Below are 23695 nucleotides of genomic sequence, written 5' to 3'. Positions count from 1 at the left end.
GAAGTTTATTGAATGTTGACTGATGTGTTGTTATAATTTACTTTAGTGTATTTTGCCGATTTTCAGTAGGAGTGAAAAAATGATGGATAGAGAAGCGAAGTTAAACCGACAGTCGAAAATTAGAAACTTTTCGATTATTGCTCATATAGATCACGGAAAGTCAACATTAGCTGACCGTATTTTAGAAAAGACAAATGCGCTTACGCAGCGCGAAATGAAAGCTCAGCTTTTGGATTCTATGGATTTAGAACGTGAGCGTGGAATTACTATTAAGCTAAATGCTGTTCAGCTTAAGTATAAAGCAAAAGATGGGGAAGAATATATTTTCCATTTAATTGATACTCCAGGGCACGTCGATTTTACATATGAAGTGTCTCGTAGTCTTGCAGCTTGTGAAGGAGCAATTCTTGTAGTGGATGCAGCTCAGGGAATTGAAGCGCAAACATTAGCAAACGTATACTTAGCGCTAGATAATGATTTGGAAATCTTACCGGTTATTAATAAAATTGACCTTCCAAGTGCTGAGCCTGAACGCGTACGTCAAGAAGTGGAAGATGTAATTGGCTTAGATGCTTCAGAAGCAGTGCTCGCTTCTGCAAAAGCAGGTATTGGAATTGAAGAGATTTTAGAGCAAATTGTAGAAAAGGTACCTGCTCCTGAAGGCGATCCTGAAGGGCCTTTAAAAGCCTTAATTTTTGATTCATTCTATGATGCGTATCGTGGTGTTGTTGCATCTATTCGTATTGTAGAAGGGTCGGTCAAAACAGGCGATAAAATTCGCATGATGGCAACGGGCAAAGAGTTTGAAGTAACAGAAATTGGTGTATTAACACCAAAAGCAGTTCCACAAGACCAACTATCTGTTGGAGATGTAGGATATTTAACAGCTGCTATTAAAAACGTAGGAGATACACGTGTAGGGGATACGATTACGCTTGCTAAAAATGGTGCAACTGAACCATTACCAGGTTACCGTCGTTTAAATCCAATGGTATATTGCGGCTTGTATCCAATTGATACAGCAAAATATAATGACTTACGTGAAGCCTTAGAAAAACTGGAGCTGAATGATTCTGCCCTTCAATTTGAACCAGAGACATCTCAAGCATTAGGATTCGGCTTCCGCTGTGGATTCTTAGGCCTGCTTCACATGGAAATTATCCAAGAGCGTATCGAGCGTGAGTTTAAGATTGACTTGATTACAACAGCACCAAGTGTTATCTACGATGTTTACATGACGGATGGCGAGAAAGTATCTGTTGATAACCCGTCTAATATGCCAGACGCTCAAAAGATTGAAAAAGTGGAAGAGCCGTATGTAAAAGCAACGATGATGGTTCCTAATGATTATGTAGGAGCTGTTATGGAGCTTTGTCAGAAGAAGCGCGGTAACTTCATCGACATGCAGTATTTAGATGCGAATCGAGTGAGCATTGTGTATGAGATTCCGCTAGCTGAAATCGTGTATGATTTCTTTGATCAATTAAAATCAAACACAAAAGGGTATGCATCCTTCGATTACGAATTAATTGGTTACAAAGAATCTAAGCTTGTGAAAATGGATATCTTATTAAATGCAGAAAAAGTCGATGCACTGTCCTTCATCGTGCACCGTGACTCAGCGTACGACCGCGGTAAGATTATCGTAGAGAAGCTTAGAGAGCTGATTCCACGTCAGCAGTTTGAAGTCCCTATTCAGGCAGCTATTGGTCAAAAGATTGTAGCACGTTCAACAATCAAAGCCATTCGTAAAAATGTATTAGCAAAATGTTACGGTGGAGATATTTCTCGTAAGCGTAAGCTTCTTGAGAAACAAAAAGAAGGTAAAAAACGAATGAAGCAAGTCGGATCAGTAGAAGTTCCACAAGAAGCATTCATGGCTGTACTGCGTATGGATGAAGAGTGAGAAATCATTTAATATAAGCAGTTTAGTGTTTTATAACTGATTGATTTGTTACACTATAGCGTAGAGCGATTAAAGACGCGTTACGATAAAAAATACCGCAGAGAGCATCTGCGGTATTTTTATCATTTACTTTAACTATTTTGAGGTGGAAGACGATGATTGAAGCAGCTTACCTGCACATTCCTTTTTGTCATCATATTTGTCACTATTGTGACTTTAATAAAGTATTTTTCAAAAATCAGCCCGTTATGCCTTATCTAGAAAAAATGAGAGATGAGATGAAGCAGACGGTAGAAAGGTATCCAGCTAATGATTTAAAGACGATTTTTGTCGGTGGAGGAACTCCGACAGCCCTTGATGAAAAGCAACTGACGTACTTTTTAGAATCCATTCATGAATCGTTTCCAGTTCATGATGTAAAAGAGTTTACGTTTGAAGCAAATCCTAATGAGCTAACAGAAGAGAAGTTACGAATTTTACATGCGTACGGTGTAGATCGATTGAGCATTGGTGTTCAAACGTTCAATGAACAGCTTCTTGAAAAAATTGGACGTGTTCATAGCAACCAGCAAGCATTTCAAGCTGTTGACGAAGCGAGAAAAATAGGGTTTAGAAATATTAGCTTAGATTTAATGTACAGCTTGCCTGGACAAACGATTTCTGATTTCAAAGAAACGCTTGATATTGCATTTTCACTGGATGTCGAGCATATATCTGCTTATTCTCTTATCATTGAGCCTAAAACCGTATTTTATAACTTAATGAATAAAGGAAAGCTTCGTGTGCCTTCTCAAGAAGATGAAGCGTTTATGTACGAGATGTTAATGGATGAGATGGATAAGCATGGATATTCTCAGTATGAAATTAGCAATTTTGCTCGTTCAGGCTACGAAAGCCTCCATAACCTGACGTATTGGAATAATAATGATTACTACGGGATAGGAGCGGGAGCTCATAGCTACATTGATGGAATTAGACGATCGAATATTGCACCGTTAAAAAAATATATGCAGGCCGTTACTGAAACGAATCATGCTTATTTAGATGAAATTTCTGTTTCAAAAGTGGAAAGAATGGAAGAAGAGATGTTTCTAGGATTGCGTAAAACAAATGGTGTTAACAAAGCTAGCTTTTACGAAAAGTATAAAGTTGAAATGAATGATGTTTTTTCTGAGCCAATAAAAGAATATACAAACAAAGGATTGCTGGAACAAACCGAAAGTTCGCTGCGACTAACAAAAAAAGGGCGCTTTTTAGGAAATGAGGTATTCCAGGCATTTATTGGTGGAATCTAATCGTTGACATGACCCATAATGATTTGGTAATTTATTATTAGATTTAGCACTCAAGCTTTTAGAGTGCTAACAGAGGTGATGAAACGTGCTTACTGATCGACAACTATTAATTTTACAAGTCATAATTGATGATTTTATTCGATCTGCACAGCCTGTTGGCTCTCGTACACTTTCTAAAAAAAGTGAAATTAACTTTAGTTCAGCAACAATTCGCAATGAAATGTCTGATTTAGAAGAGCTGGGCTTTATTGAAAAAACTCATACATCTTCAGGGCGCGTTCCATCCGAAAAAGGATATCGCTATTATGTGGATCATTTGTTATCTCCGCAGCTATTAACGAATGAAGATATTTCAACAGTTAAGTCTCTCTTTGCTGAACGAGTTGTTGAACTGGAAGAGATTGTGCAAAAATCTGCTCAAATTTTATCAGACTTAACAAGCTTAACGTCCATTGTGCTTGGCCCTAAAGCAGTAACGAATAAGCTCAAGCAGCTGCAGATTTTGCCGTTAACTGAGGAGTCAGCCGTTGCTATTATTGTTACAGATACAGGTCACGTACAGCATCGTACCATTACTTTACCTACTGGTATTGGCGCATCAGATATTGAGAAGATGGTCAATATTTTAAACGATAAGCTAGTAGGCGTTCGGATTACTGAGCTACATGATAAGATGTATAAAGAAGTAGCTTTATTGTTAAAAAATCATATTCGAGGGTATAAAGAAACGATGACGATTTTAAGCGATACGTTAAAGCTGAATACAAGCGGTAAAATGGTTATCGGTGGAAAAACGAATATGTTTGCTCAGCCTGAGTTTCATAACATTGATAAAATTCGTGATTTATTCACTATTATTGAACATGAAAAAGAGTTTTCACAGCTTTTAACGTCTAGTGAATCTGGTATTCACGTTAAAATTGGCCGTGAGAATGAAGTAAACGAAATGGCTGATTGTAGTTTAATTACTGCTACGTATTCGTTTGGTGAAGAACAAATTGGTACCATTGCTTTATTAGGACCGACTCGTATGGAATATGCGCGAGCTATTAGCTTAATGACATTGTTATCTTCTGACATGTCTCGTTTATTAACGAATTTATACAAGCAATAAAAAATAAAAGGAAAGTGCTGGAAGTCATTGCTTCCTGTCTTTCCTATGATAAAATAGACAGCAGCATGAACGTGCTCTAACTTTAAGGAGGTGAAGGAATTGTCAAACGAAAAGCAAGTAGAGGATGTAGTAGAAGAAACTGTAGATACAGAAGTTCAGCAAGAAGAGACTGTTGAAGAATCTGTAGAAGAATCTGTAGAAGCTACTCTTCAAACAGAAATTGACCAATTAAAGCAACAGCTTGAAGAACAGGAAAATAGATATGTACGTCTACAAGCTGATTTCGATAATTTCCGTCGTCGTTCTCGTCTTGATGCAGAAGCAGCACAGAAATATCGTGCTCAATCTTTAGTGACAGATATCTTACCAGCACTAGATAACTTTGATCGTGCTCTACAGGTGAACACAGAAGATGAGAATACGAAGTCTGTGATGAAAGGTGTAGAGATGGTCTACCGTCAATTAGTTGAGGCACTTCAAAAAGAAGGTGTTGAGGCAATTGAATCTGTAGGGAAACCATTCGATCCTTATGAACATCAGGCTGTTATGCAAGTAGAAGATGAGGCGTATGAACCAAATACAGTCGTAGAAGAACTTCAAAAAGGGTATAAACTAAAGGATAAAATTATTCGCCCTGCAATGGTAAAAGTAAACCAATAAAACTATTACATAAAACAAGGAGGTTATTTTACATGAGTAAAATCATTGGTATCGATTTAGGTACAACGAACTCTTGTGTCGCTGTTTTAGAAGGCGGCGAGCCAAAAGTAATCCCAAATCCAGAAGGAAATCGTACAACACCATCTGTTGTTGCGTTTAAAAACGGTGAGCGTCAAGTTGGGGAAGTAGCAAAGCGTCAAGCAATTACAAACCCAAACACAATCATCTCAATTAAACGTCATATGGGTACAGATTACAAAGTAGAAGCTGAAGGGAAAGAGTATACACCTCAAGAAATGTCAGCAATTATTCTTCAACATTTAAAAGGATATGCAGAAGAATACTTAGGTGAGCCTGTAACAAAAGCGGTTATTACAGTTCCTGCATACTTTAACGATGCTGAGCGTCAAGCAACAAAAGATGCTGGTAAAATTGCTGGTTTAGAAGTTGAGCGTATCATCAACGAACCAACAGCAGCTGCTCTTGCATACGGATTAGAAAAAACAGACGAAGATCAAACTGTACTAGTATATGACTTAGGTGGAGGTACGTTTGACGTATCGATTCTAGAACTAGGCGATGGTGTATTCGAAGTACGCTCAACTGCTGGTGACAACCGTCTTGGTGGAGATGATTTTGACCAAGTAATCATCGACTACTTAGTAGCTGAGTTTAAAAAAGAAAATGGCATTGATTTAGCTAAGGATAAAATGGCGCTTCAACGTCTAAAAGATGCTGCTGAAAAAGCGAAGAAAGATTTATCTGGTGTAACTTCTACACAAGTTTCATTACCATTTATCACAGCTGGCGAAGCTGGACCACTTCACTTAGAAGTAACGCTATCACGCGCGAAGTTTGAAGAGTTATCTGCAGACCTAGTAGAGCGTACAATGGCTCCAGTACGTCAAGCATTACAAGATGCTGGTCTTTCTGCAAGTGAACTAGATAAAGTTATTTTAGTTGGTGGTTCTACTCGTATTCCAGCTGTACAAGAAGCAATTAAAAAAGAAACTGGTAAAGAGCCTCATAAAGGCGTAAATCCTGATGAAGTTGTTGCTTTAGGTGCAGCAATTCAAGGTGGCGTATTAACTGGTGATGTAAAAGACGTAGTATTACTAGATGTAACGCCATTATCTCTAGGAATTGAAACAATGGGTGGCGTATTTACAAAGCTAATTGAGCGAAACACAACAATTCCTACAAGTAAATCACAAGTATTCTCAACGGCAGCTGATAACCAAACGGCTGTAGACATTCATGTGCTTCAAGGTGAACGTCCAATGTCAGCTGACAACAAAACGTTAGGTCGTTTCCAATTAACGGACATTCCACCAGCTCCACGTGGTGTACCTCAAATTGAAGTAAGTTTTGATATTGATAAAAACGGTATCGTAAACGTACGTGCAAAAGATTTAGGTACAAATAAAGAGCAAGCAATTACAATCAAGTCTTCTACTGGTTTATCAGATGATGAAATCGAACGCATGGTAAAAGAAGCAGAAGATAATGCGGATGCAGATAAAAAGCGTAAAGAAGAAGTTGAATTACGCAATGAAGCAGATCAACTTGTATTTACAACTGAAAAAACGTTGAAAGACCTTGAAGGTAAGGTTGAAGAAGCGGAAGTAACAAAAGCTAACGAAGCAAAAGATGCGTTAAAAGCTGCAATTGAAAAGAATGACCTTGAAGAAATCAAAGCGAAAAAAGATGAACTTCAAGAGGTTGTTCAAACTCTAACGGTGAAAATGTACGAGCAAGCTCAACAAGCAGCTGGTGGCGAAGGCGCTCAAAACGATGATGTTGTAGATGCAGAGTTTGAAGAAGTAAACGACGATAAAAAATAATGCATCTTGACGACTAATGTGAAGGACGCCACGGTGCAATTCACAGGATTTCAAAAGTCAAAGTCAAGCTATCTCTTGGCTTTGACTTTTTTAACGTACAAAAATAGCAATTCACAATAGGTTCGGTGTGTCGCTTAACTTTTCTGTTGCGATGGAAAGATTAATGATGATACAATTACGTTTATGTGAAACGATTCGGGAGTGAGTATTGATGAGTAAGCGAGATTACTATGAAGTACTCGGCATCAGCAAAGGCGCTACAAAAGATGAAATTAAAAAAGCGTACCGTAAGCTTTCAAAAAAATATCATCCAGATATTAATAAAGCCGAGGATGCTGCAGAGCAATTTAAAGAAGTCAAAGAAGCATATGAAGTATTGAGTGATGATCAAAAGAAAGCACACTATGATCAATTTGGTCATACTGATCCAAATCAAGGCTTTGGTGGTTTTGGCGGCGGATCAGACTTTGGCGGCTTTGGCTTTGAAGATATTTTTAGTTCAATCTTTGGTGGTGGAGGTCGTAGAAGAGACCCTAATGCGCCAAGACAAGGTGCCGATTTACAATATACGATGACGTTATCGTTTGAAGAAGCGGTATTTGGGAAAGAAACAACAATTGAAATTCCTCGTGAAGAAACATGTGACACATGTAATGGGTCAGGTGCAAAGCCAGGTACAAAAGTAAGCACATGTTCACACTGTAACGGTTCTGGGCAATTAAATGTGGAACAAAACACGCCGTTTGGTCGTGTAGTAAACCGTCGTGCTTGCCATCATTGTAATGGAACTGGTAAGAAAATTGAGCAGAAATGTTCAACATGTCACGGAGAAGGAAAAGTAACAAAACGTCGCAAAATTAATGTGAAAATTCCAGCTGGTGTGGATGATGGTCAACAGCTTCGCGTGAGTGGCCAAGGAGAACCTGGTGCAAATGGCGGTCCATCTGGAGACTTATACGTTGTGTTTAACGTTCGATCACATGAACTCTTTGAGCGTGACGGTGATGATATTTATTGTGAAATGCCGTTAACCTTTGCACAAGCCGCACTGGGAGATGAAGTGGAAGTACCGACGCTGCATGGAAAAGTAAAGTTGAAAATTCCTGCAGGTACGCAAACGGGTACAAGGTTCCGACTAAAAGGGAAAGGTGTAGCAAACGTTCGAGGATATGGTCAGGGTGACCAGCATATTCACGTGCGCGTTGTTACACCAACAAAGCTTTCTGAGAAACAAAAACAATTGATCCGAGAATTCGCAGAATTAAGCGGACAAGAAGCAGTTGATGAGCAGCACGATTCTTTCTTTGCAAAAGTAAAGAGAGCAATTAAAGGCGAATAGTAAACACTGACAGGTTGGTAAAATGCTTTACCAACCTGTCAGCTGTCATAAAACAAAATGAAGTGAAAAAATAGAAGGGATGAAGTTGGTAGAGATGAAATGGTCTGAAATTTGTATTCATACGACACAGGAAGCGATTGAACCAATCTCACATATTTTACATGAATCAGGAGCGAGCGGTGTTGTAATCGAAGATCCTGCAGATTTAATAAAAGAAAGGGATACAACTTTTGGGGAAATCTACCAGCTTAATGCCGATGATTACCCTGAAGAAGGCGTAATTGTAAAAGCATACCTTCCTGTAAATAGCTTCTTAGGTGAGACGGTTGAAGGTATTAAAGAGGCTATTAACGGCCTGTTAGTTTATGACTTTGATTTAGGTGCAAACAAGGTGACAATCAGTGAGGTAAATGAAGAAGAGTGGGCAACTGCATGGAAGAAATATTATCATCCTGTAAAAATATCTGAGCGTTTTACAATTGTCCCTACTTGGGAAAACTATGAAAAAGTCAACACAGATGAATTAATTATTGAATTAGATCCAGGGATGGCGTTTGGAACAGGGACCCACCCAACAACGGTCATGTCTTTGCAAGGACTTGAACGAACGGTTAAAGAAAATGATACGGTTATCGATGTTGGAACAGGTTCTGGCGTTTTAAGTATTGGTGCAGCAATGCTTGGAGCAAAATCTGTAAGAGCACTTGATCTTGATGAAGTAGCCGTTCGTTCTGCTCGTTTAAACGTAAAGCTAAACAAAGTGCAAGATGCTGTAACGGTTGCTCAAAATAACCTTTTAAATAATATTGAAGGTCCTGTAGACGTTGTTGTTGCAAATATTTTAGCAGAAATTATTGTTCGTTTTGTTGACGATGCATATGCGGTTCTGAAGCCAGGCGGTTCATTTATTACATCAGGCATAATTAGTGCCAAGAAAGAAGAAGTAAAAGAAGCGCTTGTGAAGGCTGGATTTGTTATTGAAGAAGTAACAATGATGGAAGATTGGGTAGCTATTATTGCGACTAAACAAGCTTGATAAGTGAGAAGGTGTAGCTGTGCAACGTTATTTTCTAAAAAATGATCAATTTGTTGATAAAACGGTGAGAATTACTGAATCAGATGCTCACCACATTCAGCGAGTGATGAGAATGTCAGAAGGAGAACGTATTATTTGTTGCAATGAAAATGGACAAGCGGCTCTCTGTGAGATTGAAATGATTTCCACTGACGAAATCCAAGGATCTATTATAGAATGGCTAAGTGAAGAAAAAGAAATGCCTGTGACAGTTACGATTGTGAGCGGGTTGCCTAAAGGGGATAAGCTTGAGCTTATTATTCAAAAAGGGACAGAACTTGGCGCAACGAGGTTTATCCCTTTTATTGCGGATCGCTCCATTGTGAAATGGGACGAGAAAAAAGGTAAAAAGAAATTAGAGCGATGGAACAAAATTGCAAAGGAAGCTGCAGAGCAATCTCATCGTACCATAGTGCCAGCTGTTGACAGTCCGATGACTTTAAAACAGCTCGTTGCAGCAAGCGACTGTACGCATAAAATTGTAGCGTATGAAGAAGTAGCTAAGCAAGGTGAGTCTTCTAATTTGCATCATGTTTTATCTAATCTACAGCCAGGTGATTCGCTTTTGGTTGTTATTGGACCAGAAGGTGGACTCACAGAACAAGAAGTTGCGTTTTTAGAAGAACATCAATTTATTAAATGTGGATTCGGTCCTCGAATTTTACGTGCAGAAACAGCACCGCTATACGTGCTATCTGCTATTTCATATCAAACTGAGTTAATGGGGTGAACACAATGCCAACAGTTGCTTTCCACACGTTAGGGTGTAAAGTGAATCACTATGAAACAGAAGCTATTTGGCAGTTGTTTAAAGGAGCTAACTACGATCGCGTAGAATATGAACAAACTGCTGATGTATATGTTATCAATACCTGTACGGTAACGAACACAGGTGATAAAAAAAGTCGCCAAGTAATTCGTCGTGCAATTCGTAAAAATCCAGATGCTGTTATTTGTGTAACAGGATGTTACGCACAAACATCACCAGCAGAAATAATGGCGATTCCTGGCGTTGATATCGTTGTAGGTACACAAGATCGCGTGAAGATGCTAGATTACATTGAACAATTTAAACAAGAGCGCCAGCCGATTAACGGCGTAGGAAATATCATGAAAACACGCGTATATGAAGAATTAGACGTACCAGCTTTCACGGACCGTACGCGTGCATCCTTGAAAATTCAAGAAGGCTGTAACAATTTCTGTACGTTTTGTATCATTCCTTGGGCAAGAGGTTTAATGCGTTCACGCGATCCAAAAGAAGTTGTAGCGCAAGCTCAACAATTAGTAGATGCTGGTTATAAAGAGATTGTTTTAACGGGAATTCATACGGGTGGCTACGGTGAAGATATGAAAGATTATAATCTTGCACAGCTATTACGTGATTTAGAGTCTCAAGTAAAAGGATTAAAACGCATCCGTATTTCATCAATTGAAGCTAGTCAGATTACAGACGAAGTTATCGACGTGTTGGATAAATCTGAAATGGTTGTTCGTCATTTACACGTGCCCCTTCAGTCCGGGTCAAATACGGTGTTAAAACGCATGCGTCGTAAGTACACAATGGAATTCTTTGGAGAGCGTTTGACACGCTTAAAAGAAGCGTTACCTGGACTTGCGATTACATCTGATGTAATTGTAGGATTCCCTGGTGAAACAGAAGAAGAGTTTATGGAAACATACAACTTCATTAAAGAGCATAAATTCTCAGAGCTTCACGTGTTCCCATACTCTAAGCGTACAGGTACACCTGCTGCTCGCATGGACGACCAAATTGATGAAGAAGTGAAAAACGAGCGCGTACATCGCTTAATCGAGCTTTCAAATCAACTGGCGAAAGAGTATGCTTCAGAATTTGAAGGTGAAGTATTGGAAGTTATTCCGGAAGAACGTTACAAAGAAGAATCAAATAGCAATCTGTACGTTGGTTACACGGATAACTATTTGAAAGTAGTGTTCCCAGCAACGGAAGAAATGGTTGGAAAGCTTGTGAAAGTAAAAATTTCTAAAGCTGGTTACCCATATAACGAAGGTGAGTTTGTACGTGTGATGGACGATGTAGAAATGCCAGCAGATCGCGTTAAACTAAGTTCTTAATTTCAAAAAGCACACGCAGGTTTGGAAGATAAAGAAAGCCTGCGTGTGCAAGTTTTATAATTGATTGAGAAAATGGGTATGGTTTAATAAGTGAATTCATAAAATACAATTGAATGGGTTTATTACTTTATTTAAACTGGTTGACCTTAAGAGTTCATTATATTATAATGGCAAAAGACATGTCTAACACATGTCATTATGATGTTAGTGGTTTTGTTCGGAGGGAGGGAATTAGAATGTCAAAAACAGTTGTTCGTAAAAACGAATCGCTTGAAGATGCTCTTCGTCGCTTCAAACGTTCAGTTTCAAAAACTGGTACGTTACAAGAAGCAAGAAAGCGCGAATTCTATGAAAAGCCTAGCGTAAAGCGTAAGAAGAAATCTGAAGCTGCTAGAAAGCGCAAGTTTTAATAAGAGGGTGGATTTATTATGAGTCTTCTCGAGCGTTTAAATAGTGATATGAAGCAAGCGATGAAAAACAAAGAGAAAGAGAAGCTAACTGTGATTCGCATGGTAAAAGCATCTCTTCAAAATGAAGCCATTAAGTTGGGCCACGATCTAACTGAAGCAGACGAGTTGACGGTTATTTCTCGCGAATTCAAACAACGTAAAGACTCCCTCCATGAATTTGAGAAAGCAGGTCGTCAAGATCTTGTTGATAAAATTCATTCTGAATTAGTTATATTAGAAGCTTATGCGCCTAAGCAACTAAGTGAAGAAGAGTTAAGCGAATTGATTAAAGCAACGATTGAAGAAACGCAGTCTTCCTCTAAAGCTGATATGGGGAAAGTTATGGGAGCGCTTATGCCTAAAGTGAAAGGTAAAGCTGATGGCTCTCTTGTAAATAAGCTTGTTCTTCAACACTTATCGTAAAAAACACCTTACACACGTAAGGTGTTTTTTATATGTTATAGGTTCATATTCATACATAAAAAGTTTCAAAAACTTGAAACTATTTGTAAAGTTAATCGTATAAGAAGATAAGCACTCATATGATGCAAAGAGAGGAGGGGTGATAGAATAAGTGAAAAAAATAACTGTAAGCATCATTGTCGCTACGTTTATCATACTTTGTTTCTTGCCACAAGCCTTCACTGCTAGTTCAGAGAAAGTATATGTCATTCCAGTTGAGGATACAGTTGAAAAAGGACTTCTCGCTTTTTTAAACCGTAGTATTAAAGAAGCAGAAACCGAAAAGGCAGATTTAATTGTGTTAGATATTAATACGCCTGGTGGGGCCGTAGATGCTGCTTCTGATATTGGAAAAAGTATTACAAAAACGGATATTCCCATTGTTGCGCTCGTCAATAAAAAAGCATTATCCGCAGGAGCATACATTGCCTTAAATGCGGATGAAATTTATATGACTCCTGGATCAACAATGGGTTCTGCAGCTGTTATTGATGGGTCAGGTAACGCAGCGGACGACAAAGCACAGTCTTATTGGCTATCAGCGATGAAAAGCGCCGCTGAGCAAAATGGACGCGACCCAAAATATGCAATGGCAATGGCAGATAAATCGATTGAGCTGCCAGAGCTGGACATAACGAATAAAGAACTGCTAACGCTGACTCCTAAACAAGCGGAAGACGTACAATATTCTGAAGGAACAGTTGCTAATTTAAATGAGCTATTAGATAAATTAGGCTATGAAAATTCGGATGTGATTACAACAAAGGTTAGCTGGGCAGAGCATATCGCTCGCTTCGTTACCAATCCAGTAGTCGTACCAATTTTGCTGTCGATAGGAGGACTAGGTTTAGTGATTGAGCTTTATACGCCAACGTTTGGTTTAGCTGGTTCCATGGGAATTGGTGCGCTACTTCTATTCTTTTATGGTCATCTGGTAGCGGGATTAGCAGGAATGGAAGCAATTATTGTATTTATTATTGGAATTGTTCTTCTGCTTTTAGAGCTTTTCTTACCAGGTGGAATATTAGGAATAATTGGGTTAGGGGCTATTTTTGTTAGTTTCTTTCTCACTACGGATAACTACGTGCAAATGGGAGTGTCGTTAATCATTGCTTGTGCTGTTGCTTTGGGAGGAGCGTTTGTTATGATGAAATTTTTTGGTAAGAGAATGAAAACGTTGAGAAAGATGGTATTAAGTGACTCACTTAATACAGAGTCGGGTTATGTTTCTAACCAAAATCGTTATGAATTGATCGGTAAAGAAGGGGTAACAATTACACCACTTCGACCATCTGGTACAGTTTCAATCAATGATGAATACATCGACGTAGTATCAGAGGGGAATTATTTAGCAAAAGATGTTAAAGTGAAAGTGATGAAAGTAGAAGGATCACGAGTTGTGGTACGAAAAGTGAAAGACTTACCAACCGAGGAGGAAGTTAAATAATGGAACCAGGTAGCTTATTATTTTTTGTTGCAATTGGCTTAGGCATTATACTATTAGCCGTATTCTTTACGTTTGTACCGGTAATGCTGTGGATTTCAGCATTAGCAGCAGGTGTACGTATTAGTATCTTTACACTAGTCGGAATGAGATTACGTCGCGTTATCCCGTCTCGCGTTGTAAATCCATTGATTAAAGCAAGTAAAGCTGGATTGGATGTTTCGACAAATCAGCTAGAGAGCCACTACTTAGCAGGTGGTAACGTTGACCGCGTTGTTAATGCGTTAATCGCTGCTCAACGTGCAAATATTGAGTTATCGTTTGAGCGTGGAGCTGCGATTGACTTAGCGGGTCGTAATGTGTTAGAAGCTGTTCAAATGAGCGTTAATCCAAAAGTAATTGAAACACCTTTTATTTCAGGTGTGGCGATGGATGGTATTGAAGTAAAAGCAAAAGCTCGTATTACAGTACGTGCAAACATTGACCGTTTAGTAGGGGGAGCTGGAGAAGAAACAGTTATTGCCCGTGTCGGTGAAGGGATTGTTTCTACAATTGGTTCTCAGCAAGATCATAAAAAGGTATTAGAAAACCCAGATATGATTTCACAAACAGTTTTAACAAAAGGGTTGGATTCAGGAACAGCCTTTGAAATTCTATCAATTGATATTGCAGATATCGATATCGGTAAAAACATTGGTGCAGTCCTTCAAATTGACCAAGCGGAAGCTGACAAAAACATTGCACAAGCAAAAGCGGAAGAGCGCCGTGCAATGGCTGTAGCACAAGAACAAGAAATGCGTGCAAAAGTAGAAGAGATGCGTGCAAAAGTAGTAGAAGCCGAAGCGGAAGTTCCGTTAGCGATGGCAGAAGCACTGCGCTCTGGTAACCTTGGCGTGATGGATTATATGAATATCCGAAACATTGATGCAGACACGGACATGAGAGATTCTATCGGCAAAATGGGACAGGATGACGAAGAGAAATAAGGAGGGCTCTCCTCATGAACATAATTCAAGGCATATTTGAATTTATTATCGGAAATCTCTTTCTTGTTATCATCGTCGGAGGCTTTATTTTAAACGTTATTCAACGTTATATTGGTTCAGGGGCAGAAGAGGAAGAAAAACGCCCACAGCGCCAGCCAATGCCTCCTGTTGGTAATCCTACTTCTAGAGAAGAGAGAAATCGATCAAAACGAATACCCTATCGTCCTTCTGAGCGCAACAAAAAAGAAACGGTAGTAGAAGCTAAGAAAGATATGAAAGAAGAGGCTCAAGCCGTTCGGAATGAGCTTCAGGAAAAGCTTGAACAATTAAAGACTCAAAGAGAAATACCAAAGCGAGCTGGAACGAGCTCAGTTTCATCTATCGACAAAAAGCAGGATACATCTACTCGTCCCGTTGTGTTTTCGAAGAAAGCAGCAATTCAAGGTGTTATTTGGTCGGAAGTACTAGGACCGCCAAAGTCGAAAAGACGAAGTTATAAAAGATAAATAGATGTGATACATTAACCCCCTTTCTCATAAACATGAGATGAAAGGGGGTTCTTTTTTATGAGCAAAACATGGAGACAGCAAATGAAAAGATGGATGACGAAAACGATGGAACTACCCGCTGATGTGTTAATGGATCTTCCTCGGATTACGTTAGTTGGACAAATACACATATATATTGAAAATCACAAAGGTTTATTAGCCTTTTCTGATACTGAAATACGAGTGTTGTTGAAGCAGGGACAAATGCTAGTCCGCGGTGAAGGACTCGTGATAAAGGTGATTTTACCTGAAGAATTAGTGTTAGAAGGGAAAATTAATCAAGTTCTTTATTTAGAACAGTAAGGGTAGGAGGAACATAATGAAGAATGGATGGACAAACTTTATTATTGGAACCGTTCGAATTCGAATTGTTGGAAAAGGTATTGAACGTTTTGTGAATTTATGCGTGCGCCAAGGAATTATGATCTCTCATGTCAAAAAAGTAGAAGAGGGTTGTATTACAGCCACTATTTTGTTGAAAGACGTCAAAAAAATTCGTATACTGATTCGAAAAGCTGACTGCAAAATTTATTTTGTACGTCGGCAAGGCTTTCCTTTTTTAACAAAAACAATGTGGAGAAACAGCGGGTTTGTATTAGGCGTTCTTTCTTTTTTTCTTTTGCTTACGCTGCTATCTAATATGATATGGAAAGTTGAGATAACTGGAGCTTCTCCAGAAACAGAATATGAAATGACCAAGAAGCTAAAGGAAGTTGGCGTTAAGAGAGGAGAATTTCAATTTTCATTAGGTAGTCCTGAGCAAATACAGCGTTACTTAACCGACTCCATGAATAATATCACATGGGTCGGTGTAGAGGTTAAGGGAACTTCTTATCACTTTCAAGTTGTTGAGAAGAATGAACCAAAGCAGCAGGAGAAATCATCTCATCAGCATTTAGTTGCAGCTAAAAAAGCAACGATTACAAAAATGTTTGTTGAGAAAGGACAACCTTTGGTAAAAGTAAACGACGTGGTAAATGAAGGTGAAGTACTGGTTTCTGGTATTATTGGTAACGAGAAAAATAAGAAGGTTGTATCAGCAAAAGGAGAAGTTTATGGGGAGACATGGTACAGGTCTGAAGTAGAAGTTCCACTGGAAACTAATTTTCATGTGCTGACTGGAGAATCCTATAATAAGCACTACTTAGATTTAAGCGCATTTAAAATGCCGCTTTGGGCGTTTTCAAAAGAAAAGTATAGAACGACAAAAGTTGAAAAAGAAGTGAAGCCGCTGTACTTTTTCAAGTGGAAAACACCCCTTTCTTATGAAAAAGTGATTATAAGAGAAGATCAAACTACAAAACGGGTATACTCTAAACAAGAAGCCGTTGCCAAAGGGCTTGAAACGGGTCGAAAACAATTAAAAGCATTTTTAAGTGAAGATGCTGAAATAAAAGGTGAAAAAGTTTTGCACCAGCAACTTGAGAATGGTAAAGTAAAATTATCAATACATTACCAAGTTATAGAAAATATTGCGAGTACCCAACCAATTATTCAAGGAGATTGAGGAATGTCAGAACAGCTAGTAACAATTAACGTACAACTTGACGATTCAAACGAAGCAATTTCTTTATTCGGTGTTCAGGATGTTAACTTGAAAAGAATTGAAGAAGAAATGAATGTAAACATCATCTCTCGAGGTGAAACAGTCATTGTTTCAGGTAACCCTGAAGATGTACAAACCGTTGAAGAAATGTTAAAGAAGCTAGTAACAATTATTCGTAAAAACATTACAATTTCAGAACGAGATGTTGTCTATGCAATTCAGCTTGCTAAAAAAGGTACGCTGGAGTTTTTTGAAGATGTATATGAAGAAGAGATTGCCAAAAATGTACAGGGTAAGTCAATTCGTGTTAAGACATTAGGGCAAAGTCACTATATTTCTGCTATTAAAAAGAATGACCTTGTATTTGGTATTGGACCAGCGGGAACGGGAAAAACGTATTTAGCCGTAGTAATGGCCGTTAACGCCTTAAAAAATGGTTTTGTAAAGCGAATTATTTTAACGCGCCCAGCTGTTGAAGCAGGGGAAAGCTTAGGTTTTTTACCAGGAGATTTAAAAGAAAAGGTAGATCCTTATTTACGACCACTATATGATGCGCTGCATGATGTGTTAGGAACGGAGCATACGCAGCGACTAATAGAAAGAGGAGTAATTGAGATTGCTCCACTTGCTTATATGCGTGGCCGTACATTAGACGATGCTTTTGTCATTTTAGACGAGGCGCAAAATACAACATTAGCACAGATGAAAATGTTTTTAACTCGATTGGGTTTCGGGTCAAAAATGATTATTACAGGTGACGTATCACAGGTGGACTTGCCTAGAGGTGTGAAGTCTGGATTAGGGTCAGTTACAAAAATATTAAATAATGTAACAGGCATTTCGTTTATCCATTTAGATCAATCAGATGTCGTTCGTCATCCATTGGTTGGTCGAATCATTCAAGCGTATGACCAATTTGACAAAGAGACCCTTTAATTTAGGGTCTATTTTTTGTAAAAGGGGGAAATTGGTGTGTCAAAGTTTCGGTTTTTTAAACAAACAATGGCACAGATCGAAAAGCTGCGGTTAATTCAACTAGGGTTATATGCTTTAATTGGTCTCATTATGTTTGCGTCTATGTACAGCAATGTAAAGCCAGAAGAATTGGACTTGAGGCTTTTATCGATTTCACCGGAGACGATTTACTCACCTGTGACAATTGAAGATAAAGAAAGTACAGAAAAGAAGAAGGCAGAGGCAAAAGAAGCAGTTGAAGATGTGTATACACAAAAAACAGAATATGCACAAAACCAGGTCGATCTTGTTGCATCTATTTTTGATGCTATTATTGAAGTGAATAAAGAGTACGATCAGCTAGAAAATAAAAGCGAAGCAAGCAAACAAGAAATGTTGCAGGATAAGCTTCCGGATAATATTCGCAAGGATCTATCTGACAAGGCAATTAGTGAGCTTTTACAGACGAACAAAGAAGAATTATCGGTTGCAAAAGATGCGGTTGTTACAGCAGTCCACCACGTAATGAAAAACCAAGTTATGATTAGTGACTTAGAAGAAATGAAAGACCAAGCTGAGGGGCAGCTGGTGTATACAACTAATGTAAGTTCTAGCCTAAAGGCTGCGATGAATGAAATCGCAAGATCTTCTATTATTCCAAATGTCATTTACGATCCACAAAAAACATCTGAAAATCGCCAGGCAGCAGTTGAAAAAATAGAGCCTGTGCGGATTAAGCAAGGTCAAATTATTGTGGAAGAAAATCAGCTCATCAATGCGGATATCTACCGTCAGCTTCAGCTTGCTGGGCTGTTAAACAATAAAGGAATGCTGCAACCGTTTATTGGCTTAAGCTTGCTAATTATTATTATGATTGGCGGAGCAGCTTTTTATTTGCGAGGCCTTCATGCAAATACATATAAGCCACTCCTTTTATATGCAATTATCACAAGTATTACGATTGCTTTAATGAAAATCTTAAGCTTTTTTCAACGAATTGATTTATCTGAAATTGGCTACTTAGCCCCTGTGGCTGTTGGTGGTATTTTGCTGCGAGTGTTAATGAATGAGAAGATTGCCATTATTTCCAGCATCATTTTTGCCATTTGCGGTAGCATTATTTTTAACGGTGAATTGACAACAGCGTTTAATATGAATATAGGGATTTACTTTTTGATTAGTAATATTACAGCTATCTTGTTTTTAATGGACAAACAGCGCAAGGCAAGAGTGCTTCAAGCAGGACTCGTTGTCGCGCTAATGAATGTGATTGTTAGTCTATCAATTATTTTTATTAAAAATGGTCAGTTAGATACAATGGAGCTTGGTTATTATAGCTTAATGGCAATGGCATCTGGCATTATCTCTTCAGTATTAGCCATTGGTTTGCTTCCTTTCTTTGAAAGTGGCTTTGGTATTTTATCAACAATGAAGCTAATTGAGCTATCTAGTCCAAATCATCCTTTACTGAGAAAAATCTTAACGGAAACGCCGGGTACGTATCATCATAGCGTAATGGTAGCTAACCTTTCAGAAGCTGCTTGTGAAACAATTGGAGCGAACGGTTTGCTCGCACGCGTAGGGGCCTATTATCACGATATTGGTAAAACGAAGCGTCCTCAATATTTTATTGAGAACCAAATGAATATTCGTAATCCACATGATGCGTTATCTCCAAAAGTCAGCAAAAATATCATTACATCTCATACAACAGACGGAGCGGCTATTTTGCGCAAGCATAAGCTACCAAAAGAGATTGTTGATATTGCCGAGCAGCATCATGGAACGTCTTTATTAAAGTTCTTCTATCATAAAGCATTGGAACAAACAGAAGAAGAAATAAAAGAAGAAGACTATCGTTACGAGGGGCCTAAGCCCCAAACAAAAGAAGCAGCCGCCATCTGCATTGCAGACAGCGTAGAGGCTGCTGTGCGTTCGATGCCCAATCCAACCCCAGAAAAGATTGAGAAGCTAGTGCGAAGCATCATTAATGACAGAGTTGAAGATGAGCAGTTTATTGAATGTGATATTACATTAAAAGAATTGGAATTGATTAGACAAGCTCTTTGTGAGACGCTAAATGGTATATTCCATTCTCGTATTGAGTATCCTGAATTAAAAAAACAGAAGGTGAAAGCATGAGTTTATTAATTGACTTTATTGATGAAACAAATGAAATAACAAATGAACAAAAAGAAACATTAGAAGCCTTATTAGCAGTAGCTGCTGCTAAAGAAGGTGTAGAAGACGGAACAGAAGTATCAATTACGTTTGTAAACAATGAACGTATTCAAGAAATCAACCGTGAATATCGTGACAAGGACAAGCCGACAGACGTTATTTCTTTTGCTTTAGAGGAAATGGGCGAAGGGGAGATTGAAATCTTTGGAGAGGAAATGCCGCGAGTTTTAGGCGATATTATTATTTCCGTTCCAAGAACAGTTGAGCAAGCTGAAGAATATGGCCACTCCTTTATGCGCGAACTAGGTTTTTTAACCGTACATGGTTTCTTACATTTGCTTGGTTATGATCACGAAACGGTTGAAGATGAGAAGCAAATGTTTACACGTCAAAAGGATATTTTAGATGAGCATGGACTCACGCGATAAAAGAGGAATAAGACGATTAGTTCGTAGCTTTGGCTATGCAATAGAAGGATTTAAGTATGTAGTTACAAAGGAAGCAAACATGAAAATTCATGTTTTCGCTTCCTTTGTAGTTATCTTAGCAAGCTTGTGGTTTCGTATCTCATTAACAGAATGGCTGGTTGTTCTGCTGTTAATTGCAGGTATGTTTAGCTTAGAACTTATGAATACGGCTGTTGAAAAAACAGTGGATTTAATTACAACTAAACGTCATCCTTTAGCAAAGCACGCAAAAGATGCTGCCGCTGCGGCAGTGTTGGTTTATGCGTGTTTTGCTGTTGTTATTGGCATCCTTATCTTTTGGAAATACATCTTCTTTTCATGAGTTGTTTGTATTCTCTATATAGCGTTGTGCTATAATGATGCTATAGTAAGATTTGCTCTTTTTTACAGCATGCTAAACTGATTACGTGTTGTAGAAAAGGTGATAAGAATATTATGAATGGATCAATCATCGGAGGCTTTACATGAGTAATCATACATTTAAATCAGGTTTTGTTTCAATTATTGGTAGACCTAATGTTGGGAAGTCTACCTTTTTAAATCGAGTAATTGGGCAGAAAATCGCCATTATGAGTGACAAGCCACAGACAACTCGTAATAAAATTCAAGGCGTTTATACAGAAGATGAGGCACAGATTGTGTTCATTGATACACCTGGGATTCATAAGCCTAAGCATAAGCTTGGGGACTTTATGATGAAAGTTGCGCAAAATACCTTAAAAGAAGTAGATCTTGTGCTGTTTATGGTAAACGCAGCTGAAGGGTTAGGTCGTGGTGATGAGTTTATCATTGAGCGTTTAAAAGAGACAAAGACACCCGTGTTTTTAGTCATTAACAAAATTGATGAAATTCACCCAGATGAGTTGTTTACAATTATCACAACGTATAAGGATCTATATCCTTTCGCTGAAATTATCCCAATTTCTGCTTTGCAAGGAAACAATGTAGAGCGTTTGTTAGAGCAAATTAAAAAAGTGCTTCCAGAAGGTCCGCAATACTATCCTGCTGATCAAGTAACGGACCATCCAGAGCGTTTTATCATTACAGAATTAATTCGTGAAAAGGTATTGCATTCAACGCGCGAAGAAATTCCTCACTCCATTGCAGTTGTCATGGACTCCATGCAAAAGCGAGATAACGGTGCTATATACGTCGGAGCAACAATTATTGTTGAACGCGATTCTCAAAAAGGCATCGTCATCGGAAAGCAAGGGAAAATGCTAAAAGAAGTAGGTAGAAAAGCGCGTGCTGATATTGAAGCTTTACTAGGTTCAAGAGTATTCTTAGAGCTTTGGGTGAAGGTGCAAAAAGATTGGCGCAACCGTTCATCACACTTAAGAGACTATGGTTTTAGAGAAGATGAATATTAAATTAACACATCACAAATTGTAAAAAATTGTGTTACATGATTTTAGCTAGGAAGGCTATTCTAAACGTAAGGAATTGAAATTGTATCTGATCTATACGATTAGAAAGGTGGGAGTTCTATGTTGAATTTTACTTGGAACGTCTTTTCACAAACAGGTAGTATCGATACATACCTTCTTTTCAAAGAACTTGAAAAAGAGGTAATAGAAGGGCCTGAAGCACACGAAGATGATACTGATGGTCTCAATTCTCCAGTTTCGTAGCCTTCCCAACAGTAGGTGATAAAGTTTGTTTAAAAAATGTGAAGGTATTGTTATTCGAACGAATGACTATGGTGAATCAAATAAAATTGTAACCATCTATTCACGTGAATTGGGCAAGGTAGGCTTAATGGCCAGGGGCGCGAAGAAGCCGAGTAGCCGTTTAGCTTCTGTGACACAGTTATTTACGTATGGCTATTTCTTTATACAAGCAGGTTCAGGAATGGGAACTCTTCAGCAAGGTGAAGTGATTTCTTCTATGAGAAGCATACGCGAAGATATTTTTACAACCGCGTATGCTTCTTATATTCTTGAATTAACGGATAAGGGAACAGATAACAACAAGCCAAATCCGTTTCTGTTTGAGCTGCTTTACCAAACGATTCATTATATGAATGAAGGATACGATACTGAAATTTTAATGTATATTTATGAAATGAAGATGTTGAATGTACTAGGTTTATATCCAATTCTTGATGAATGCGCGGTCTGTCATGCAAAAGAAGGAACTTTCCACTTTTCTGTACGCGAAGGGGGCTTTATTTGTCACCGTTGCCTAGAAAAAGATCCGTATCATTTTAAACTGACGCCCATGACCGTTAAATTACTGCGCTTATTTTATTATATGGATTTAAAAAGACTAGGCTCTATTTCAGTTAAGCCGGAAACGAAAAAACAATTGCACTTTATTATTGATCAATATTATGATGAGTATTCAGGCTTGTATTTAAAAACAAAGCGATTTTTAACTCAGATGGAATCTTTGAAAGCGGCACTGCCAACTAAAAGCGAATAAAGGTTACGTATGAGTTTTATAACATAACGTGAGGGTGCCTCAAAGGATAAAGTAATATTTGAGACGCCCTTTTTACTATTGATTTAAAAAAGCGAATAGTCATTAAAAAAGTTACAGGCATCTTTCATGTTTTTTTGGCCGTAACATGATAGAATAAAAAATCCTTTTAAAAATATATCTTTTCATCTTTTACTTTTGAATAAAAAGTATATAATGTTTCTATAAATAGTATGTCACATTTAACAGTTAGGTGGTGATTAAAATCGAACTAAATAAAAGACAAGAGCACATCTTACAGATTGTAAAAGATCAAGGTCCCATTACTGGAGAGCATATTGCAGATAAGCTAAACTTAACGCGTGCAACGCTGCGACCGGACTTAGCGATTTTAACAATGGCAGGTTATTTAGAAGCACGACCTCGTGTGGGTTATTTCTATACAGGAAAAACAGGGGCGCAGCTGCTAACGGATAAAATCAAAAAAATCCAAGTTCAGGACTATCAATCTATTCCTGTTGTAGTCAATGAGAATGTGTCCGTATACGATGCGATTTGTACGATGTTTCTAGAAGATGTAGGAACGTTGTTTGTTGTGGATGAACAGTCGTTATTAGTAGGAGTTCTATCTCGAAAAGACTTGCTGCGTGCCAGCATCGGGAAACAAGAGCTTACATCAATTCCTGTTCATATTATTATGACTAGGATGCCTAACATTACATATTGTCATCGTGAAGAGCTTCTCATTGATATTGCACAAGTGCTGATTGAGAAACAAATTGATGCCATTCCCGTGGTGAAAAAAGTAGACGCAGGACTTGAGGTAGTAGGAAGAGTGACCAAAACAAATATCACAAAATTACTAGTAGCACTGGCTCATGATGAAGTATTATAATCGAAGTGATTA

At 38.3% G+C, this 23695-nt stretch carries 24 protein-coding genes; all 24 read left to right on the top strand.

Annotation, left to right across the window (positions count from 1 at the left end; all coding sequences use genetic code 11):
* Positions 1-79 precede the first annotated feature (79 nt).
* The 24 genes from lepA to MKZ18_RS17125 all read left to right on the top strand — a co-directional run bounded on the left by lepA (position 80) and on the right by MKZ18_RS17125 (position 23683).
* Positions 80-1906, top strand: coding sequence for a translation elongation factor 4 (gene lepA / locus MKZ18_RS17240; RefSeq protein WP_025911660.1), 1827 nt, complete (start codon positions 80-82; stop codon positions 1904-1906).
* Positions 1907-2061: 155 nt separating this feature from the next.
* A complete protein-coding gene (gene hemW, locus MKZ18_RS17235; RefSeq protein WP_061784765.1) occupies positions 2062-3201 on the top strand; it encodes a radical SAM family heme chaperone HemW in 1140 nt (379 codons plus the stop codon).
* A gap of 85 nt (positions 3202-3286) precedes the next feature.
* Complete coding sequence (gene hrcA / locus MKZ18_RS17230) at positions 3287-4315, top strand: heat-inducible transcriptional repressor HrcA (protein WP_025911656.1); 1029 nt, start codon at positions 3287-3289, stop codon at positions 4313-4315.
* Between the two features lie 99 nt (positions 4316-4414).
* Positions 4415-4975 carry a nucleotide exchange factor GrpE gene (grpE, locus tag MKZ18_RS17225; protein ID WP_061784764.1) on the top strand — a complete coding sequence of 187 codons (561 nt, stop codon included), beginning with the start codon at positions 4415-4417 and terminating at the stop codon, positions 4973-4975.
* A 32-nt stretch (positions 4976-5007) separates the two neighbouring features.
* On the top strand, positions 5008-6819 hold the full coding sequence (gene dnaK / locus MKZ18_RS17220) for a molecular chaperone DnaK (protein WP_025911652.1): 1812 nt from the start codon (positions 5008-5010) through the stop codon (positions 6817-6819).
* Positions 6820-7030: 211 nt separating this feature from the next.
* Complete coding sequence (gene dnaJ / locus MKZ18_RS17215; protein ID WP_025911650.1) at positions 7031-8158, top strand: molecular chaperone DnaJ; 1128 nt, start codon at positions 7031-7033, stop codon at positions 8156-8158.
* A 94-nt stretch (positions 8159-8252) separates the two neighbouring features.
* Positions 8253-9194: a 50S ribosomal protein L11 methyltransferase gene (gene prmA, locus MKZ18_RS17210; RefSeq protein WP_061784773.1), complete on the top strand. Its 942-nt coding sequence runs from the start codon at positions 8253-8255 to the stop codon at positions 9192-9194.
* Positions 9195-9213: 19 nt separating this feature from the next.
* Positions 9214-9963 (top strand): 16S rRNA (uracil(1498)-N(3))-methyltransferase, encoded by a 750-nt coding sequence (locus tag MKZ18_RS17205; protein ID WP_061784763.1) that lies wholly within the window; start codon positions 9214-9216, stop codon positions 9961-9963.
* A gap of 5 nt (positions 9964-9968) precedes the next feature.
* Positions 9969-11330, top strand: coding sequence for a tRNA (N(6)-L-threonylcarbamoyladenosine(37)-C(2))-methylthiotransferase MtaB (mtaB, locus tag MKZ18_RS17200; RefSeq protein WP_025911646.1), 1362 nt, complete (start codon positions 9969-9971; stop codon positions 11328-11330).
* A 236-nt stretch (positions 11331-11566) separates the two neighbouring features.
* Positions 11567-11740 carry a 30S ribosomal protein S21 gene (gene rpsU / locus MKZ18_RS17195; protein ID WP_003152957.1) on the top strand — a complete coding sequence of 58 codons (174 nt, stop codon included), beginning with the start codon at positions 11567-11569 and terminating at the stop codon, positions 11738-11740.
* Positions 11741-11758: 18 nt separating this feature from the next.
* Positions 11759-12202, top strand: coding sequence for a GatB/YqeY domain-containing protein (locus MKZ18_RS17190; RefSeq protein WP_025911644.1), 444 nt, complete (start codon positions 11759-11761; stop codon positions 12200-12202).
* A 151-nt stretch (positions 12203-12353) separates the two neighbouring features.
* Positions 12354-13688 (top strand): NfeD family protein, encoded by a 1335-nt coding sequence (locus tag MKZ18_RS17185; protein ID WP_061784762.1) that lies wholly within the window; start codon positions 12354-12356, stop codon positions 13686-13688.
* On the top strand, positions 13688-14671 hold the full coding sequence (floA, locus tag MKZ18_RS17180; protein WP_025911641.1) for a flotillin-like protein FloA: 984 nt from the start codon (positions 13688-13690) through the stop codon (positions 14669-14671). Before MKZ18_RS17185 ends, floA begins: the two co-directional genes overlap by 1 nt.
* Positions 14672-14685: 14 nt before the next feature.
* Positions 14686-15177, top strand: a complete 492-nt coding sequence (locus MKZ18_RS17175) for a hypothetical protein (protein ID WP_318757593.1) — start codon at positions 14686-14688, stop codon at positions 15175-15177.
* 60 nt (positions 15178-15237) lie between these two features.
* Complete coding sequence (gene yqfC, locus MKZ18_RS17170; protein ID WP_025911638.1) at positions 15238-15522, top strand: sporulation protein YqfC; 285 nt, start codon at positions 15238-15240, stop codon at positions 15520-15522.
* Between the two features lie 16 nt (positions 15523-15538).
* On the top strand, positions 15539-16726 hold the full coding sequence (gene yqfD, locus MKZ18_RS17165) for a sporulation protein YqfD (protein WP_119543638.1): 1188 nt from the start codon (positions 15539-15541) through the stop codon (positions 16724-16726).
* Between the two features lie 3 nt (positions 16727-16729).
* On the top strand, positions 16730-17701 hold the full coding sequence (locus tag MKZ18_RS17160; RefSeq protein ID WP_025911635.1) for a PhoH family protein: 972 nt from the start codon (positions 16730-16732) through the stop codon (positions 17699-17701).
* Positions 17702-17767: 66 nt separating this feature from the next.
* Positions 17768-19861 carry an HD family phosphohydrolase gene (locus tag MKZ18_RS17155; protein WP_445677370.1) on the top strand — a complete coding sequence of 698 codons (2094 nt, stop codon included), beginning with the start codon at positions 17768-17770 and terminating at the stop codon, positions 19859-19861.
* Positions 19858-20328, top strand: coding sequence for an rRNA maturation RNase YbeY (ybeY, locus tag MKZ18_RS17150; RefSeq protein ID WP_025911633.1), 471 nt, complete (start codon positions 19858-19860; stop codon positions 20326-20328). The genes MKZ18_RS17155 and ybeY overlap by 4 nt, the downstream gene beginning before the upstream one ends.
* Complete coding sequence (locus tag MKZ18_RS17145; protein WP_025911632.1) at positions 20306-20689, top strand: diacylglycerol kinase family protein; 384 nt, start codon at positions 20306-20308, stop codon at positions 20687-20689. Before ybeY ends, MKZ18_RS17145 begins: the two co-directional genes overlap by 23 nt.
* Positions 20690-20831: 142 nt before the next feature.
* Positions 20832-21737 (top strand): GTPase Era, encoded by a 906-nt coding sequence (era, locus tag MKZ18_RS17140; protein ID WP_025911630.1) that lies wholly within the window; start codon positions 20832-20834, stop codon positions 21735-21737.
* A gap of 117 nt (positions 21738-21854) precedes the next feature.
* Positions 21855-21998 carry a YqzL family protein gene (locus tag MKZ18_RS17135; protein WP_064484023.1) on the top strand — a complete coding sequence of 48 codons (144 nt, stop codon included), beginning with the start codon at positions 21855-21857 and terminating at the stop codon, positions 21996-21998.
* Between the two features lie 25 nt (positions 21999-22023).
* Positions 22024-22791, top strand: coding sequence for a DNA repair protein RecO (gene recO / locus MKZ18_RS17130; RefSeq protein ID WP_025911629.1), 768 nt, complete (start codon positions 22024-22026; stop codon positions 22789-22791).
* A gap of 253 nt (positions 22792-23044) precedes the next feature.
* The gene (locus MKZ18_RS17125) at positions 23045-23683 is read left to right on the top strand and encodes a helix-turn-helix transcriptional regulator (protein WP_090752854.1); all 639 of its coding nucleotides are present in this window, start codon (positions 23045-23047) and stop codon (positions 23681-23683) included.
* The last annotated feature ends 12 nt before the right edge of the window (positions 23684-23695 follow it).

It is taken from the genome of Priestia sp. FSL W8-0001 (assembly GCF_038050335.1).
Taxonomy (GTDB): domain Bacteria; phylum Bacillota; class Bacilli; order Bacillales; family Bacillaceae_H; genus Priestia; species Priestia flexa.
This window is presented reverse-complemented; position numbering and strand designations above follow the sequence as displayed.